This window comes from Pseudoduganella sp. jia 9 (assembly GCF_055502615.1).
This window is the reverse complement of the sequence record NZ_JBUPWE010000009.1, coordinates 44952-61591: the sequence shown is the minus strand read 5'-3', so window position 1 is coordinate 61591 and position 16640 is coordinate 44952. Positions and strand designations below refer to the sequence as shown.

Annotated in this window: 13 protein-coding genes and 2 tRNA genes; 5 read left to right on the top strand and 10 right to left on the bottom strand. The window is 66.8% G+C overall.

Annotated features, from left to right (window positions below; genetic code table 11):
• Window positions 1–394 precede the first annotated feature (394 nt).
• The 4 genes from ACY34H_RS12770 (at window position 395) to ACY34H_RS12755 (ending at window position 2693) form a co-directional block, all read left to right on the top strand.
• Window positions 395–595, top strand: a complete 201-nt coding sequence (locus tag ACY34H_RS12770) for a hypothetical protein (protein WP_464977874.1) — start codon at window positions 395–397, stop codon at window positions 593–595.
• 99 nt (window positions 596–694) lie between these two features.
• A complete protein-coding gene (serS, locus tag ACY34H_RS12765; RefSeq protein ID WP_464977873.1) occupies window positions 695–1984 on the top strand; it encodes a serine--tRNA ligase in 1290 nt (429 codons plus the stop codon).
• Between the two features lie 79 nt (window positions 1985–2063).
• Window positions 2064–2153 (top strand) — tRNA-Ser (locus ACY34H_RS12760).
• Window positions 2154–2603: 450 nt separating this feature from the next.
• A tRNA-Ser gene (locus ACY34H_RS12755) sits at window positions 2604–2693 on the top strand.
• A gap of 343 nt (window positions 2694–3036) precedes the next feature.
• On the opposite strand, the gene nhaA is transcribed toward ACY34H_RS12755, so the two are convergent.
• The gene (nhaA, locus tag ACY34H_RS12750; RefSeq protein WP_464978092.1) at window positions 3037–4254 is read right to left on the bottom strand and encodes a Na+/H+ antiporter NhaA; all 1218 of its coding nucleotides are present in this window, start codon (window positions 4252–4254) and stop codon (window positions 3037–3039) included.
• Window positions 4255–4529: 275 nt separating this feature from the next.
• Here nhaA and ACY34H_RS12745 point away from each other — a divergent pair, with 275 nt between their 5' ends.
• The gene (locus ACY34H_RS12745; RefSeq protein WP_464977872.1) at window positions 4530–7463 is read left to right on the top strand and encodes a sensor histidine kinase; all 2934 of its coding nucleotides are present in this window, start codon (window positions 4530–4532) and stop codon (window positions 7461–7463) included.
• 47 nt (window positions 7464–7510) lie between these two features.
• Here the strand turns inward: ACY34H_RS12745 and ACY34H_RS12740 are convergent, their stop codons facing one another.
• The 9 genes from ACY34H_RS12740 to ACY34H_RS12700 form a co-directional block, all read right to left on the bottom strand.
• On the bottom strand, window positions 7511–8449 hold the full coding sequence (locus tag ACY34H_RS12740) for a type II secretion system F family protein (RefSeq protein ID WP_464977871.1): 939 nt from the start codon (window positions 8447–8449) through the stop codon (window positions 7511–7513).
• 30 nt (window positions 8450–8479) lie between these two features.
• Window positions 8480–9454, bottom strand: a complete 975-nt coding sequence (locus tag ACY34H_RS12735) for a type II secretion system F family protein (RefSeq protein ID WP_464977870.1) — start codon at window positions 9452–9454, stop codon at window positions 8480–8482.
• Entirely contained in the window at window positions 9451–10809 is a 1359-nt protein-coding gene (locus ACY34H_RS12730; protein ID WP_464977869.1) for a CpaF family protein, read from the bottom strand. Before ACY34H_RS12730 ends, ACY34H_RS12735 begins: the two co-directional genes overlap by 4 nt.
• A 68-nt stretch (window positions 10810–10877) precedes the next feature.
• A complete protein-coding gene (locus ACY34H_RS12725) occupies window positions 10878–12050 on the bottom strand; it encodes an AAA family ATPase (protein ID WP_464977868.1) in 1173 nt (390 codons plus the stop codon).
• Window positions 12051–12059: 9 nt separating this feature from the next.
• A complete protein-coding gene (locus ACY34H_RS12720; RefSeq protein ID WP_464977867.1) occupies window positions 12060–12320 on the bottom strand; it encodes a hypothetical protein in 261 nt (86 codons plus the stop codon).
• The gene (locus tag ACY34H_RS12715; protein WP_464977866.1) at window positions 12317–13780 is read right to left on the bottom strand and encodes a type II and III secretion system protein family protein; all 1464 of its coding nucleotides are present in this window, start codon (window positions 13778–13780) and stop codon (window positions 12317–12319) included. Before ACY34H_RS12715 ends, ACY34H_RS12720 begins: the two co-directional genes overlap by 4 nt.
• A gap of 9 nt (window positions 13781–13789) precedes the next feature.
• A complete protein-coding gene (gene cpaB / locus ACY34H_RS12710) occupies window positions 13790–14635 on the bottom strand; it encodes a Flp pilus assembly protein CpaB (protein ID WP_464977865.1) in 846 nt (281 codons plus the stop codon).
• Window positions 14635–16011 carry an ATP-binding protein gene (locus ACY34H_RS12705; RefSeq protein ID WP_464977864.1) on the bottom strand — a complete coding sequence of 459 codons (1377 nt, stop codon included), beginning with the start codon at window positions 16009–16011 and terminating at the stop codon, window positions 14635–14637. Before ACY34H_RS12705 ends, cpaB begins: the two co-directional genes overlap by 1 nt.
• The gene (locus ACY34H_RS12700; RefSeq protein ID WP_464977863.1) at window positions 16008–16574 is read right to left on the bottom strand and encodes an A24 family peptidase; all 567 of its coding nucleotides are present in this window, start codon (window positions 16572–16574) and stop codon (window positions 16008–16010) included. The genes ACY34H_RS12705 and ACY34H_RS12700 overlap by 4 nt, the downstream gene beginning before the upstream one ends.
• Between the last annotated feature and the right edge of the window lie 66 nt (window positions 16575–16640).

Sequence of the window (16640 nt, the reverse complement as noted above, 5' to 3'; positions counted from 1 at the left end):
TCGCTGGTCAGGCACGGGAGCGGGGGCGCGGGCGGAGTCGGAAATCGTCACGTTATGGCTGGTCAGGTGGGGTGATTCCTGAGTGTAACGGCAAGTCACTTGCCTGCACGCACGATTGCCGGTCCCGGCTGCGCGCCGTGCCCGGCGAAGTTTGCTGACCGGGACTTGATCTCCGTCAGGCTGTTTCCTTGTGCCGGCTCAACTGGCTTCGGTCGGCGTAGCCTAACCTGTGATCCTCGTCAAACGAGGATCTGCCCTGTCGCAGCGCATTTCATGCCGCGTTTTTTACGCTTCATCGCACGCCGATGGCAACGCAGACCGCCTGTAGGTACAGTGCAAACATCCCGGGACGCCTTGTGACACCAGCCAAAACCAACCACCATCGGAGCCCATCATGAACGCATTGAAACACATGGAAGTCATCTTCTTCACCGTTGCCGCCATCGGCGTCGGCGCGGCCTTCGCCACCAGCGAAATCCAGCCGCTGGTCGTGGCCGCCGACCGCCCGCTGTTCATCCATCCGGACGTGCAGATGCCGGTCGTGACGGTTGCCGCCAAGCGCCTGAGCGCCGCCGAAAAAGCCGAGCTGATGTAACGCGGCCGGCCCGCCAGGGCCGCGCCGCGAGGGCGTAAAACTCCTGGGAAGGTGCGTCCTCTTGGTACAATTGCGGTTTCGACATTCGCTGCGTTTGCCATGATTGACATCCAACTTCTCCGTAAAGACATCGACACCGTGGCCGCCCGCCTGGCGAGCCGCAAGTTCCAGCTGGACGTTGCCGGATTCACCGCCCTGGAATCCGAGCGCAAGGCGATCCAGACGCGTACCGAGGAACTGCAGGGCAAGCGCAATGCGCTGTCCAAGCAGATCGGCATGTTGAAGGGCAAGGGAGAAGATACCTCCGCCGTGATGGCGGAAGTGGCCGGCATCGGTGACGAGCTGAAGAACAACGAAGCCGCGCTGGCCGTCCTGCAGCACAAACTCCAGGCATTCCTGCAAGCCGTTCCGAACCTGCCGCATGAATCGGTGCCCGTCGGTACCGACGAATCGGGCAACGTCGAAGTACGCAAGGTCGGCACGCCGCGCACCTTCGACTTCGAGGTGAAAGACCATGTGGACGTCGGCGCCGCGCTGGGCCTGGACTTCGATACCGCCACCAAGCTGACCGGCTCGCGCTTCTCCGTCATGAAAGGCGGCATCGCGCGCCTGCATCGCGCGCTCGCCCAGTTCATGCTCGACACGCACACCGACAAGCACGGCTATACCGAGTGCTACACGCCGTACATGGTCAATGCCGACTCGCTGCTCGGCACCGGCCAGTTGCCGAAATTCGAAGCCGACCTGTTCTCGGTGAAGAAGGGCGGCGCGGAAGGCGAGGGCGAGACCTTCTACCTGATCCCCACGTCGGAAGTGACGCTGACGAACACCGTGCGCGACGAGATCGTGGCGCTGGATGCGCTGCCGCTGAAGATGACCGCGCACACGCCGTGCTTCCGCTCGGAAGCGGGCAGCTACGGCCGCGACACGCGCGGCATGATCCGCCAGCACCAGTTCGATAAAGTCGAAATGGTGCAGATCGTCCACCCGGATGCTTCGTACCAGGCGCTGGATGAAATGGTGGGCCACGCCGAAACGATCCTGCAGGCGCTTGGCCTGCCGTACCGCGTGCTGTCGCTGTGCACCGGCGACATGGGCTTCGGCGCCGCCAAGACGTTCGACCTGGAAGTATGGCTGCCGGCGCAGAACACCTACCGCGAGATCTCGTCGCTGTCGAACTGCGAAGCGTTCCAGTCGCGCCGCATGCAGGCCCGCTTCCGTAACGCGCAGGGCAAGCCGGAACTGGTGCACACGCTGAACGGCTCCGGCCTGGCCGTCGGCCGCACGCTGGTTGCCGTGCTGGAAAACTACCAGCAAGCCGACGGCAGCGTGGAAATCCCGGAAGTGCTGCGCGGCTACATGGGTGGCCTGACGCATCTGAAAGCTTAAGCTTGGCGTTTAAAAATAGCCCTTCCATTTTCTTTTTGGGATGGCTATAATCTTGCCTTCTCGCAGCGATGCGGGAAAAGGAGAGGTGGCAGAGTGGTCGAATGTACTTGACTCGAAATCAAGCGATGGTGCAAATCATCCGTGGGTTCGAATCCCACCCTCTCCGCCATGAATAAATAAAAAGGCCACCCCTGCGGGTGGCCTTTTTATTTATTCATGGCGGAGAGGTGGGATTCGAAGACGAGCGCCTGCAGGCGCGAGGCTCTCCGAATCGCCCATCTGCTGGCGCCCCGCGCCAGCCTCGCGCGCCGAGGGCGCGCGGCGCATGCGCCATCTTTCGCCGAGGTTGGCAGGAGGACGGAGAGGTTGGGATTCGAAGACCACGCGCCTGCAGGCGCGGGGGCTCTCCGAATCGCCCAACTGCTGGCGCCGTCTTTCGCCATCCTGACTGGGCGTCAAGCCTTGAGCCCGCCACCAACGCTGCCCCAGCCACTACTTCTCAACATCAAGATTTGACGCAACATAAATGTTGCTATAGAATCCGTGCCTCTTGAGTTGCAACAAGTCATTGTTCAACTCGGAGCACAAGGCACCGACAGGCGCATTGTGAGTACCACCAGGAGAGGTGGCAGAGTGGTCGAATGTACTTGACTCGAAATCAAGCGATGGGGCAACCCATCCGTGGGTTCGAATCCCACCCTCTCCGCCATGAATAAATAAAAAGGCCACCCCTGCGGGTGGCCTTTTTATTTATTCGGACGGAGAGGTGGGATTCGAAGACGAGCGCCTGCAGGCGCGAGGCTCTCCGAATCGCCCATCTGCTGGCGCCCCGCGCCAGCCTCGCGCGCCGGAGGCGCGCGGCGCCCGCGCCATCTTTCGTCGAGGTTGGCAGGAGGACGGAGAGGTGGGATTCGAAGACGAGCGCCTGCAGGCGCGAGGCTCTCCGAATCGCCCATCTGCTGGCGCCCCGCGCCAGCGTCGCCTGCGCTTCGGGCTGGCGTTCATCCCGTGATTAGGTCTTGTGACTTTGCTCGGCCCCAGCCTTCAACCCGCTACGACCGGGCACGATCATCCACCTCCAGGTCCATGGTCTCCATATCCGTATCCGAAGCCAGCGGCGCCCCCATCGTCTTCAACCACGCGAACCCGGCGATGCCGGCCGTCAGCGATGCCAGCAGGATCGCCATCTTCGACGCATTGATCGCATCGGCCTGGCCGGTAAACGCCAGGTTGGTGATGAAGATCGACATCGTGAAGCCGATCCCGCCAAGCAGCCCGGCGCCCAGCACGTGGCGCCACGCCAGGTCCAGCGGCAGGCGGCACAGGCCGGCGGATACCGCGGCAAAGGTGAACAGGAAGATGCCGACCGGCTTGCCGGCGACCAGGCCGAGGATGATGCCCAGGCTGTTCGCGTCCAGCAGGTCGGACATCCAGCCGGCGCCGATCACGATGCCGGTATTGGCCAGCGCGAAAACCGGCAGGATCAGGAACGTGACAGGCTTGTGCAGCGCGTGCTCGAGCCGGTGCGATGGCGATTTCGCATCGTCCTGGCGTGCCGAATAGGGAATCGCGAACGCCAGCAGCACGCCGGCAATGGTGGCGTGCACGCCGGACTTGAGCATCAGGAACCACATCAGCGCGCCGCCGAGCAGGTAAGGCAGCAGGCGCATCACGCGCAGGACGCGGTTCATGGCCAGCAGGGCGCCGAACACCGCCAGCGCGCCCAGCAGGTACGCGAACGACACCTCGGCGGTATAGAACAGCGCGATGACGACGATCGCACCGAGATCGTCCATCACCGCCAGCGCGGTCAGGAAGATCTTCAGCGATGCCGGCACCCGGCTGCCCAGCAGGGCCAGCACGCCCAGCGCGAAGGCGATGTCGGTCGCCATCGGAATGCCGACACCGGCCTGCGTCGGCGTGCCGGCGTTGAAACCGAAGTGGATCAATGCGGGGACCGCGATGCCGCCGGCGGCTGCCAGCATCGGCAGCAAGGCGTTCCTGAGGTCGGACAGTTCGCCGTTGTACAGCTCACGTTCGAGCTCGAGGCCGATCAGCAGGAAGAAAATCGCCATCAGTGCGTCGTTGACCCAGTGCTCGATGCTCAGTCCCGCCACATAAAGATGCCAGAAGCCGAGGTAGTCCGCGCCAAACGAGGAGTTGGCGATCGCCAGCGACGCGATGGTGCACAGGATCAGGACGATGCCGCCGGCCTTGCTTGACGAGGCGAAGGCCTTGAAGGTGTCGGACAGGCGCCGCTCGATACGCATCATGCGGCCTCCGCAGCGGCAGGGAAAAGAACGGGTATTGAACGAACGGGCAGAAAACGAACGGGCAGAAAACGAACGGGCAGGGACAGCGCAAGAAGGATCATGGATGGTCGCGTAAAAGCCGCGTGGCGGCCCGACCAGCGCGAATCCTGTCATGCGCGAACGCATGATCACCCGGCCGCCATTATACGTTGTTCGCCGGGAAGCCAGCCGCACATTTCACTCGCCCGGTGCCCACGGGTTACACTGCGCCCCTGCAATTGGAGAGGGAAAGCATGCTGTTTCGTCGTTTCGTCCTGCTCGGGCTGGTGATCCTGTGGACGCTGGCGACGACAGCTTCCGCCATGGCGGCGCCGTCGTTCGAGCGCCGCATCTGGACACGCGCCGACGGCGCGCCGCAATCGGCCTACGGCATCGCCCAGGACCGCGATGGCATGCTGTGGTTCGCCACCGTGACGGGCCTCTACAGTTTCGACGGCGCGCATTTCACGCGGCAGGAATCGGTGTACGGTCACCGCCTGCGGTCGAACAACCTTGTGTCCGTGGTGGCCACACGCGACGGGATCGCCGTCGGCTACCAGTTCGGCGGCGTATCCGAATTCACGCGTGAACACGCGCGCCACCACACCACGGCCGAAGGCCTGCCGGCAGGCTCCGTGGCCGCGTTGACCGTGGGACCCGAGCATGCCCTGTACGCCGGCAGCAGCACCGGCCTGGCAAGGCTCGATGCAACAGGGGGGCGGTGGACCCGCATGACCGGGCTGCATGCCCCGCGCAGCTACATCGAGTGGATCCGGTTCGATGCCGGCGGTACGCTGTGGGCCATGTCGGACTCGCACCTGTATGCAAAGGAGCCGGGCGCCGCACGATTCCGGCACGTGGTGCCGCTGCCGCGGAACACCACCCCGGCCATCGTCGGCGGCGTGCTGGCCGTCTACACCGGCCGTGGCCAGCTCACCCGCTTTTCATCCAGCGCCGTGCCGGCAGCGTGGCGCAACGCTGTCGGCTACAGCGAGGACCATACGCTGTTCGAAGGGCCCGATGCCAGCGTGTGGGCGTGGCTCGGGCAGGGCACCACGCTGTTGCGCGCCGGACCGGACGGCACCCTGCATGCGGCCCAGACGTTCGACGGCGGCAGCCTGCCCGGCCGGATGGTCGCGCGCACGCTGGTCGACCGCGAAAACAACCTGTGGGTCACCACGCTCGATGGCGTCGAGCGTTATCGCATGCGCCGCCTGCATGAAGTGCCGCTGCCCGCGACCGGTCAGCAATTCCTGGCCGGGCCGGGTCTCGGCCATGGCATGCTCGTCGCCAGCGGCGCCGGCGGCCCCGTATGGCAGGTCGAGACTGGCACGGCGAAGGTCCTGCCGGGGTTGGCGGGCACCAGGGCCATGTACCGCGAACATGCCGGCAGCGTGTGGCTCGGCGGACAGTCGGCGCTGCACCGCATGACGCCGGCGGGCGTGACGTCGTGGCCGCTGCCGGCCGATATCGGCAGGGATTTCGGCGTGCAGGCGATCGTCGCGGACAAGGCTGGAAAACTGTGGGTGTCGGTCGTCCGGCATGGCCTGTTCCACTTCGCGAACGGCACGTGGACCAGGCTGCCGCCCGCGATCCCGGGCGCCGACGAAACGCCGATCACCATGCTGACAGCTGCTTCCGGACGCACCTGGCTTGGCTTCACCAGTGGCCGCCTGGGCGAACTGGCCGACGGCATCATCCGCCCCATCACCACCGGTCTCGCCGGTTCCGTTGGCAACATCCTCAGCCTGCTGGAGCACGGCGGCGGTCTGCTCGTGGCCGGCGACCGGGGCATCGTCTGGCTGCACCACGGCGACGCCCGGCCGCTGGTGCCCGAGCACATGCCGGCATTCCTCGGCATATCGGGGATGGCGATGGACCGCCGCGGCGACCTGTGGCTGCACGGCCCGGACGGGCTGTTCCACGTCGCGGCCGAAGCCCTCGGCCGTTTCCGGGCCGATCCGGCGCACCGCCTGCCGTGGGAAGTGTTCAGCTTCGAGGATGGCCTGCGCGGCCAGGTGGCGCAGATCCGCCCACTGCCGTCACTGAGCGTCGCCACGGACGGCAAGGTCTGGTATGCGACCGGTTCGCAGGTGGGCTGGATCGATCCGGCCGCCATCCGGCGCAATACCCGTCCACCGACCGTTCTGGTGCAATCGCTGCGCACGCGCCGCGGCAGCTGGAACGCCGTGCAGGCGATGACGCTCGCGCCAGGCACCACTGGCGTGGAAATCCACTTCACCGCCACCGCGCTGTCGATCCCGGAACGGGTGCGCTTCCGCTACCGCCTTTCCGGTGTCGACGCGGAGTGGCAGGAGCCGCAATCCGAGCGCGCCGCCCGCTACACCAACCTCGGGCCGGGCGACTACCGCTTCCAGGTCGTGGCGGCCAACGAGGATGGCGTCTGGAACGAAGAGGGCGCCACGCTGGATTTCCACATCGCGCCCACGGTCTGGCAGACCACCTGGTTCCGCAGTATCGTCGTCATTGGCATCGCATCGCTGCTGTTCGCGCTGTACCGCTGGCGCATCGCGGCGGCGGCGCGCCGCGCCGCCGAAAAAATGGCAGCGCGGACCGAGGAGCGCGAACGCATCGCCCGCAACCTGCACGACAACCTGCTGCAGGGCGTGCAGGGCCTGGTACTCAGTTGCCATGCGGTGCTGATGCGCATGCAGAAGGGGACACCCGAGGAAAAAGCGCTGGACAAGGCGCTGGCGCGGGCCGATCTCGTGATCGAGGAAACCCGCGACGAAGTCATGAACTTGCGGCGCGAAGCGGTGCAGCCTTCGCTGGCCGCGCGCCTGGCGCACGCCATCGACGGACTCGAGCCGGCGGTGAAACGCCGGGTGGAGCTGGCGCTCTCCGGCTGCGTCGACCTGCTCGGCGATGACATCGCCGACGAGCTTTACTTCGTGCTGAACGAGGCCCTCGTCAACAGTGCCAGGCATTCGGGCGCGGCGCGTATCGTCGTATCGCTGCATGCTTCGGCCAGCGGCGTCGAAGGCGCGGTGGCGGACGATGGCTGCGGCATCGATGCCGACCTGGCGCACGCCGGCCGGCCGGGGCACTGGGGCCTGGTCGGCATGCGCGAGCGGATCGCCCGGCTCGGCGGCACGCTGCGCATCGACAGCGGAGCAGGGCGCGGCTGCACGGTGTCGTTCACCGTGCCGGCACGGCTTGCCGACTGAACCGGTGGTGAAGCCCTGCCAGTCCGCACAGGATGGCGCCGGCGCGCTTACCCCGGCACGCCGGACATCGGCGACATCGCCTTCATGATCTGGATCATCGATGGCCCCAGCAGTACCACCAGCAGGCTGGGGAAGATGAAGAAGATCAGCGGGAACAGCAGCTTGGTGGCGATCTTCGCGGCTTGTTCCTCCACCAGTTGCCGGCGCCGCGTGCGCAGCTGTTCCGACTGGATGCGCAGCGCCACGCCGATGCTGGTACCGAAGCGGTCCGCCTGGATCAGCATCTTCGCCAGCGCATCCACATCCTCCACGCCGGTGCGCAGGGCCAGGTTGCGCAGCGCCTTGTCTTTCGCGCTGCCGGCACGCAGTTCCAGCGTGACCAGCTGCAGCTCTTCCGCCAGCACGGCGCTTTTCAGGCCGATTTCCGCGCCGACGCGTGCCAGGGCCGCGTCCATGGCCAGTCCGGCTTCCACGCATACCGTCATCAGGTCCAGTGCATCCGGGAACGTCTCGAATATCTCGCGCTGGCGCCTGGCGATGCGCCGCTTCAGTACGAGATCCGGCGCGTAGTAGCCGCATGCGGCGGCGACCGCCAGGCTCAGGATCGTCATGCTGCCACTGCGCTGGGGATCGTCGCCCAGAACCAGCCAGGTCGCCAGCGGCAGGCCAATCGTCAGCGCGGTTTTCCCGGCGTGGAACAGGCCAGGCGTCGACGGCGCGCGCCAGCCCGCGTTGATGAAGCGCATCCGCACGGGCGAGTTCTCCCAGCCCTCCGTGGGCACTGAGAGCTTTGCCAGCGGCTCGGCCAGTTGCGACAGCCTCTGCAGCCAGTTGCTGGCAGGCGGGACGACTGTCGTATCGCGTTCCTCCAGCGTGGACAAGCGGTGCTTGACGGGGTCACGGGTCAGCGCGAGCATCGCCAGCACGGCGGCGCCGAAGATCAGCACGAACACGGCGGCCAGGACCAGGATCTGTACGTTATTCATTGATTGGCCTATGCGGACTAATACTCATATTCATACTCGGAGGCGAATGATCTTGCGGATGGCCAGCACCCCCACGATCATCATCACCACGGCAATGCCCACCATCTTCCGGCCATCGGGATCGGTTGCCAGCACAGCCATCGATTCCGGGTTTGCCGCGTACATCATGGCGCCGGCGCCGAAAGGCAGCAGGCACAGGATCCACGCGGACATGCGCCCCTCCGCGGACAGCACGCGAACCTGGCCCAGCAGGCGATGGCGGTCGCGGATGATCGCGCTGATCGAGGACAGCAGCTCGGTCAGGTTGCCGCCCGTCTCGCGCTGGATCAGCACGGCGACGACGAAGTACTGCAGGTCCATGCTGGGCACGCGCTGGGCCAGGTTGTTCAGCGCATCGCCCATGCCGATGCCGAAATTGACTTCGTCGAACGCCGCCTTGAAATCCTCGCCGAGCGGTGCGGGGATTTCGTCGCCGACCAGCTTCAATGCGGTGGGAAACGCATGGCCTGCACGCATCGCGCGGCCCATCATGTCCAGCGCGTCGGGCAACTGGTGCTCGAAACGCACCAGGCGGCGATCGCGGGCGCGCGCCAGCCGCAGCAGCGGAAGGCCGGCCACCGCGGCGCCGGCGACCGGCCACGCCAATACCGGCAGTCCCAGCCACGCGGCCAGCAGCAGCCCCGTGCCGAAGCCGGCGGCGCAGAAAGCCAGCAGGCGAGCTGCCAGGTAGCGAGCACCGGCCTGCACCAGCATGCGGTCCAGCAGGCGGATGCCGGGCAGGCCGCGCAGCAAGGCGTCCAGGTCGGCACTTTCGCTGAGCCGGCGCTCCTTGACGATGGTGACATCCGACTGGCGCGTTTCGCCGCCGATGATGCCGCGCAGGCGGCGCGCCACGCGTTCCGCTTCCGGATCGCGATGCGCGGCCCAGCCCGTGTAGATGCCCCATACGAGCAGCATCACGGCGGCGAACAGCAGCACCACGAACAGCGCGAACGTGGTGTTCATCGCACTGGCTCCATGCGCGGCTCGAACACGCCCGGCGACAGGGTGATGCCGAACGTGCGCAACCGCTCGGCGAAGCGGGGCCGCACGCCGCTGGCGCTGAAGTGGCCCTGCACGGTGCCGTCCTCGGCCACGCCGGTCTGCTTGAACGAGAAGATCTCCTGCATGGTAATGACGTCGCCTTCCATGCCCGTCACCTCGGAGATCGACAGCACCTTGCGCTTGCCGTCCGTCAGGCGCGACACCTGTACTACCACGCCGACGGCGGAACTGATCTGCTGGCGCATGGCGCGCGGCGGCAGCGTGCCGGCCGCCATGCTGACCATGTTTTCCAGGCGCGTCAGCGCATCGCGCGGCGTGTTGGCGTGGATCGTCGCCATCGAACCCTCGTGGCCGGTGTTCATCGCGCCCAGCATGTCCAGCGCCTCGGCACCGCGCACCTCGCCGAGGATGATGCGGTCGGGGCGCATCCGCAGCGCATTGCGTACCAGCGCGCGCTGCGTGACTTCGCCCTTGCCTTCGATGTTGGGCGGCCGGGTTTCCAGGCGCACCACGTGCGGCTGCTGCAGCTGCAGTTCGGCGGCGTCTTCCACCGTCACGATACGCTCGGTCTGGTTGATGAAGCCGGAAATCACGTTCAGCATCGTGGTCTTGCCGCTGCCGGTGCCGCCCGAAATCAGGATATTCACCTTGGCCTTGCCCAGCCCTTGCAGCACCTCGGCCATGTCGGCCGTCACGCTGCCGTACGACACCAGGTCGGCCAGCCGCAGCGGGTCGGCGGAAAATCGCCGGATCGACATCACCGGGCCGTCGATCGCAAGCGGCGGAATGATCGCGTTGACGCGAGAGCCATCCGGCAGGCGCGCATCGACCATCGGGCTCGACTCGTCGATGCGGCGGCCCACGCGTGAGACGATCTTGTCGATGATCTTCATCAGGTGTGCATCGTCGGTAAACGTCACGTCCGTCAGTTCCAGGCGGCCGCGCCGTTCCACGTAGACCTGCTTGTGGGTGTTGACGAGGATGTCGGAAACGGTCGGATCCTCCAGCAGCGGTTCCAGCGGACCGAAACCCAGCATCTCGTTCTGGATATCGCGCGTCAGCGTCTTGCGCTCGGCATCGTTGATAACCACCATCTCTTCCTCGAGCAGGCGCTCGACCAGCAGGCGAAGTTCCTGGCGGATCTGGTCCGGCGTCAAGCGCTGCATGCTTTCCAGGTCGATCCTGTCCAGCAGGGCTTCGTGGATGCGGCTCTTCAGCTGGTGATACGCACGGTTGTCGATGGCGCCGCGCTGTGCGGTGGGGCGCGGCAGGCCGTTGCCGAGGCGTTCGCGCAAGGAGGAGGAGGGCATGTTCATCGTATGGCCTGGTTCAATCTCAATCGTTAATCGTCAATCGTTGAATCGGTCGGTCGGAAAGCCACCGCTCAGGCGGCACGGCGCGCGAACAGGCGCGACATCAGGCCGCCGACCTGCTTCGGTGCGGATTCCCCGGTCAGGTCGCGGGCCATGTCTTCCAGCGCAGCAGACAGCGGGCTGTCCGGCGCCAGGCGCGTCACCGGCACGCCCTGGTTGACCGATTTCGCCGCCGCGTCGTAGTGGTTCGGCATGGTGCGCAGCACGCTGGTCTCGAACGCGTCCTCCAGGTCCTTCAGGCGAATGTCGCTGTTCTTGTCGTGCCGGTTGACGATCAGCTCGACCTTGTCCTTGCCGTAGTCGAGGTTGCGGAATACCGTCAGCAGGCGCTTGCCGTCGCGGATGTACGGCAGCGTCATCTGCAGCACCGGGTAGATCGTGTCGGCGTGGTCGAGCGCGCGGATGCTCACCGGGTCCAGGCTGCGGCCCACGTCCAGAACGACGAAGTCGTACTGCCGCCGCGCCAGCTTGACGATGGCATCGATATGCTCGGGCTTCACGTCGCTGGCGTGGGCCGGATCGGAAGGCGCCGCCAGCACGCTGTAGTTCGGCGTCACGCTGACCATGCTCGATGCCAGGAACGACGGGTCGAGACGGTGGATCTGTGTCGCCACGTCCGACAGCGTGGCCAGCGGCTTGACGTCGGAGACGAACAGCGACGCGTCGCCGAACTGCAGGTTCATGTCGATCAGCGCCACGCGCCGGCTGCCGCCGGCCGACAGCGCATAGGCCAGGTTGGTGGCCAGGAAGGTCGAACCGCTGCCTCCCTTGCACGAGATGAACGCCAGCACCTTGCCATTGCTACCGCCCTGCGTGCCGAGCTTCTCGGCGATGCGGTCGAGCGCCTGCCCCAGCGCCTCGGTGGCCGGCTTGGCCGGCAGCACTTCGCGCACGCCGGCGCGCATGGCGCGCAGCAGGAATTCCTGCGACAGGTCGCTCGTCAACACCACGAACGCCATGTGCGGGAACAGGTGGCCAAGGCGTTCGAGCTGGTCGAGCTCACCTTCCTCGGCGCGCGGCTGGTCCACCACCAGCACATCGGGCACGGCATCGTCGGCCAGCGTGGTCAGGCGCGCCGGGGTGCCGGCGATCATGTCCACTTCATCGGTGCCGGGACGGTTGCGCAACTGGCGCGCCACCTCGATCAGGTGGCGCTCGTCGCGCGACAGGACTGCAATTTTCATGATTTCCCCTTACTTTCCGCCGATGCTGCCGCCGATCATGGCGCTGTCGTTCTGCGGCGTCGGCGACACGTAGGAACGCTGGTAGTTGGCGTAGCCCGCCATCGCGGACGCGGCATCCGTGCCGCGGTCCGGCTGCGGCGCCGGCGGCAACACCTGGCTGGCCATGATGGCGCGCACGCTGGCGCCGCTTCCCGCCTGCTCGCGGGTGGCGCAGCCGCCCAGGGCGGCAAGGCAGGCCATCATCATGGCGGCGATCCGGATGTGGTTCATGGCTGCTCCTTCGAAGCGGAAGCGGAATCGGTAGCGGGATTGGAACGGGCCTTGCCTTCGTGCTGGCCGCCGATCAGGAACTGGGCGCGGCTCGGCTGCACGTAGTCGTCGGTCGGCAGGCGCGGCGCCGCCGGCAGCGGCTTGGCCAGGTGCGGCGTCACGATGAATACCAGTTCGGTGCGGTCGTTCTGGAAATCGCTGCTGCGGAACAGCGCGCCCAGCACCGGAACGTCGCCCAGGAAGGGAAAGCGCTTGATGCTGCTGGTTACGTTGTTGCGGATCAGGCCACCGATGGCAAAGCTCTGGCCATCCTGCAGCTGCACCGTGGTACTGGCGCGGCGCGTGGTGAACGCCGGCAGGATCGCCGTGGCGGCCGACGTACTGCTGCTGATGCCGATGCCTTCGCGGTTGAGTTCCGACACTTCCGGCGCGACGCGCAGGTTGATGCGCCCGCCCGCCAGCACGGTGGGCATGAATTTCACGGCCACGCCGTACTCCTTTTCTTCCAGCGTGATCAGGTTGCCGCCGGCGTTCGACGTCTGCGCCACGGGGATGAAGATCTTGCCGCCCGCCAGGAAGCTGGCTTCCTGTCCGCTGATCGCCATCACGGTCGGTTCGGCGAGGATCTTCACCAGGCCGTCGCGCTTCTGGCCGTCGATCACCAGCTGGGTCGTGGCGTTCTTCACGGCGCCCAGCGTGTTGCCGGTGCCGGCCAGCATGCTGGACAGGATGCCGTAGCTCCAGCTGCCATTGGTCTTCGAGTAGCCCATGCTGGCACCCAGCTGGTCGACCAGCGATTTCGATACTTCGGCGATCTTCACTTCCAGCAGCACCTGCTGTGGTGCAGCCACCTGCATCATGTTCAGGACTTTCGCAGCATTGCCGGCCGGCGCGATGGCGGGCGCCGTGCTGGCAGCCGCGCCCACGCCGCTGGGCGGCGGGCTGCCGGCGCCGGCAGCCGATGCCTGGGCGCTTTCCTGGAACGCGGTGGCCAGCGCCACCAGCTGGCTGGCCACGGCGGAATCGCTGACCATGCCGGACAACACCAGCGTATTGCCGGTACTGTCGACGCGCACCTCCTTCTCTGCCGGGAACAGCGTGTCGAACTGCGCGCGCAGCGGTGACGTATCGATCGCCACGGCGATGTCGAATACGGTGGAGCGGCCGTCGCGGCTGGACACGATCAGGTTGGTCGTGCCCACGCTGCGAGCCACGATCACTACTTCGCTGGCATTGGGAACGACCACATTGGCGATGTCGGGTGCGCCGACAGTGACCTGGGCGGCGGGCGTGCAGAAGCGTTTCAACGTGGACTTGCCGCGCACCAGTTGCAGCGTCTGCGCATCGGCGCGGCCGTGCAGGTCGATACAGTCCGGCGCTGCGGCCAGGCTTGTGCCCGCGGCCAGCGCGAAGGCGCCGGCCAGCAGGGTCTTGTTGCGTAATTTCGGAAGGTGGTTCATGACAGGCTTTTAGTGAATGGCTTGCGGAGCGGCGTCGAGGCCGCGGATCACGAGTACACCTTCGGTCCGGCGTACGGGAGCGGGGGCGGCGGCGCGTTGCGGCGCCTCCATGCGGGCAGGCGCCGGCTCCGCCGCTACCGTTTTCAGTGGCGGCAGGCCCAGCACGGATTCACGCGTGGCACCGGCCGTGTTGGCCGGTTGCGGGTCCACCTGGTTGCGCAGCACCAGCGACAACGAACCGATGCTGCGCGCCAGGTCGAGCTTTTCCACCTGGTCGGGCGCCAGTTCCAGCGTCACGGCGTTGACCACGCGGGGCTTGGTGTCGTCCCGGTTCGACTCCTGCGCCACGGCCAGCACCAGGATGCGTTCCAGCACGATCTTCGAGACCGACTGTTCGCGGCCGCCGGCGTCGCTGGCCATGGCCTGCAGGTTGACAAGGATGTCGACATAGTTGCCCGGCAGCGCGAAGCCGGCCACGCCCACCACGTCGTTGACGCGCACCGTCATCGCCCGCTTGCCGGCGGCGACGACGGCGGACAGGCCGCCGGTGGTGCCCGGCGGCGCCAGTTTCGATTCCAGTACCGGCTCGCCCTTCGAGATGTCGGTGCGGGTGACACGCTCGGCCAGCAGCTTCGGGTCGGCGATGGCACCGGCCGGCACGGAGCCGGACGGCCAGTCCACCAGCTGGACGCTGGCGGCGGCCAGGCGCGTGCCCTGGCCGATGTCGGCGGCTGCCACGGCCACGCGCGTGCCGGCCGCGCCCTGTTCGCCCATCCACTTGGCGGCGACCAGTACCGCGGCCAGCGCCAGGAACAGCGCCACGCCGATGATCAGCAGTGCTCGGGAATTTCTCATCAATGATTCTCCAATCGGTTTTCCTGCGTGCCGCGCTCGCGGCGTTCGAGTTCCGGCGCGCAGCCATGCTGGCGACCCGCGGCAAAATAGTTGTCCCACGCCCACTCGAGCGTGCGGCGGCTCAGTTCCGGCGCGCGGTCCTCATAGCGCGCCAGGTCGCGCAGCTGGCGCACCAGGTCGCGCGGATAGCACGCCAGCAGGGGCACGCCGCGCTCGCGGTGGCATGCCAGCAGATACGCGAACGCGTCGGCAAAGACATCGCCGTCGGCGCGGATGCCGGCCTGCGCGCAGGCCTGGCGGAACAGCTGTGCATATTCGTCGGTCGAGGCGGGCGGCACTTCGATCTTGTAGCCCAGCCGGCGCAGGAAGGCGCCATCGCTCAGCCGGTGCGGCACGAAGTTCGACGAGAACACCACGATCACGTCGAACGGCACCAGGAAGGTATGGCCGGTATGCAGCGTCAGGTAGTCGACGCTGCGGTCCATCGGCACGATCCAGCGGTTCATCAGCGCCTCGGGCGAGCAGCGCTGGCGCCCCAGGTCATCGATGATGAAGATGCCGTTGTTCGACTTTAGGTGCGGCGGCGCCTGGTACAGCCGGGTGTGCGGGTCGAAGCGCAGGTCCAGCATGTCCAGCGTCAGTTCGCCGCCGGCAAGTGCCGCGGGACGGCGCACGCCGCGCACCCAGCGCATGTCCGGCGCGGTACCCCGGTCGATGCCGGTGCTGGTGGCCACGGCATCGGCGGCCGGCAGGTGCTGCACGCTGTCGAAGAACGGGATCACTTCGCCGTCCACCATCAGTGCGTAAGGTACGGCGATGGTGCCCGTCAGCAGGTCGCGCAGGCGCTCCGCCAGGTAGGTCTTGCCGCTGCCGGCCTGGCCGTGCAGGAACAGGGCGCGGCCGGAGTTCATGGCCGAACCCAGTTGCGCCAGCACGCGCGGATTGGCCACGATGCCGTCGAACGCGGCGGCCATGTGGGCGCGCGTCACCTGCACGCCGGCCACGCTCTGCGCCTGCACCTGGGCCGTATAGGCGGCCAGCGTCACCGGCGCCGGCCCCGCATACGCATTGCGGCCAAGTGCCGCCGCGGCGCGTTGCCGGCCGCCTTCGGTGAGGAAATAGGAGATATCGGCATCGGTACCGCTATTGCCCACCCGCGCCACTTCGCACAGTTTTTCCGAGCGCAGGAAACCGATCAGCGGATCGATGACGCCGACGCCGAGCTTCAGGTACGATGCCAGTTCCGGCAGGCGCAGCTGGCCGCGCTGGTGCAGTACCTTCGCAACCAGTTCGGTAAGGAACAGGAAGGGCAGGCCGGTGTCTTCCACCGTGCGTGGCGCGCGCGCCTCGGCCGGCGCCAGGGGCAGGTCGGTCACAGCGGCAGTTTTCCGACGAGGCGCAGCCAGGCCACGCACGCCACGGTGCCGGCGGCGATCGCCACGGCATACGGCAGGCGTCCGCTAGGGGCGGGCAGGGCGATGCCATCCTTCATCTGCGACAGGCCGGCATGCAGCACGGTATGGTAAGTGCCGTTCAACACCCGGCGCAGGATGCCCTGGTGCGCCGCAACCGCCAGTGCCAGCAGCCCGCCCGCGAGCAGCGTGGCGATCCCCACCGCGGCGATGTCGCCGGCGCCGACAAAGGCGCCCACCATCGCCAGCAGCTTCGCATCGCCCGCACCCATCAGGCCGAAGGCGTACATCGGCAGCAGGATAGCCAGGCCGATGGCCAGGCCGCCCAGTGCGGAGGCGATGCCCAGGCCACCCATCGGCGTGCCGAACAGGCCGCTGCCAGCCGGCAGCAGCGCGTGCAGCGCCAGGCCCAGCAGCGCGCCGGGGAAGACGATGGCGTTCGGGATGCGGCGCGCGCGCACGTCGTGCCACACGGCGAGGCCGAGCAGCGCGAGCAGCAGTACGAAGGGAAGCTGGGATGGCGGCATTGTCAGGAAACGGTGGGGTTGAAAATAAAAATCCGGAACGGGCTGGCCTGTTCCGGATCGTTTATC